The following is a 1,299-nucleotide window of genomic DNA, read 5'->3' on the forward strand; positions in this document are numbered from 1 at the left end:
CGGCTTTCGCACCGCGCACGGCGGCGTTGATCTCCTCCGTGTAGAGGTGTCTCCCTTCTTCAAACATCGCTGCACCGCCGTTCACCTGCTCCCATACGACGATGCCGCTGACCCCTTCCATATCCGACATGATGAGTACTCGCATTGTTCCACTCCCTTTCTATTGGGTTCAGAAGATTTCAACTTACAGTATACCATCTTGCCTTAAAAAGACAAGCGGCAAATTGCGCCAAACGAATGTTTGACATACATTTCGCATTGTGATATAATTCTGTTGTTGCAAAAAACGCTCAATCTCACAACATAAATTGACGAATACATAATTTAAACTTGCTATATGGACACAATTAAAGCAGAAATCTACGATATTATAGAAGGTGCGATCCAAGCAGCCGTTGCCACCGGGGAACTCACTATATCCGAAATGCCAAAGATCCCGTTCTCACCGACCAAAACGCCTGAACACGGGGATTTTGCTACACCCATTGCCCTCGGACTCGCAAAACAGGCACGAATGGCACCCCGCAAAATCGCCGAGATAATTGTCACACACATCGATCTCGATGCCCATCCAACTATCCGCCAAATTAACATTGCCGGTGCTGGCTTCATCAATATTCATCTCGCCGATAACTATCTCTACGACACACTCCAGACGATCGCTACGCTGCAGGAAGCATACGGAACCTGCAACAGAGGAGAAGGGAAGCAACTCCAAATTGAGTTCGTCAGTGCCAATCCTACAGGACCCCTTAACATCGTCAGTGGACGCGCCGCCGCAGTCGGGGATACTCTCGTCAATCTCCTAAATGCTATAGGTTATAACGCCGTCCGAGAGTACTACGTTAACGATGCCGGTGGACAGGTCGACCGCCTCGGTGAGTCGATAGATGTCCGTTACCGACAAGCACTCGGTGAAGACGGATTAGAAATTCCAGAGGGTGGGTATCAAGGAGAATACCTTCGGGAGTTCGCGCAAACTATCGCTGATACAGAGGGAGAGGTCTATCTTCAACTTGAGACAGCAGAACGTGTGGCAACTTTCCGCGACAAAGGCATTGCCCACATCTTAGCGCAACAAAAGAGTTCTCTAAAACGTTTTGGTGTCGATTTCGATGTTTGGTCGAGTGAAAAAGCGATCCGGGAGAGTGGGAAACCGGAGGAAATTATTCAACTCTTCCGCGATAAGGCGTATCTCTACGAAGCGGAAGGCGCGACATGGTTCAAAATGACAGATTTTGGGGATGATAAAGACTGTGTTGTCATCCGGAGCAACGGAGAATATACCTATTTTGTGCC

At 48.6% G+C, this 1,299-nt stretch carries 2 protein-coding genes; one reads left to right on the forward strand and one right to left on the reverse strand.

Features of this window, described 5'->3' with window-relative positions; all coding sequences use genetic code 11:
- A partial coding sequence (locus J4G07_21900; protein ID MCE2416638.1) for a M55 family metallopeptidase occupies positions 1-145 on the reverse strand: 145 nt, incomplete at its 3' end.
- A gap of 192 nt (positions 146-337) precedes the next feature.
- Here J4G07_21900 and argS point away from each other — a divergent pair.
- Positions 338-1,299, forward strand: a 962-nt coding sequence (argS, locus tag J4G07_21905; protein ID MCE2416639.1) for an arginine--tRNA ligase, incomplete at its 3' end; no start/stop codon positions are given.

It is taken from the genome of Candidatus Poribacteria bacterium, from assembly GCA_021295715.1.
In the GTDB taxonomy this organism is placed as follows: domain Bacteria; phylum Poribacteria; class WGA-4E; order WGA-4E; family WGA-3G; genus WGA-3G.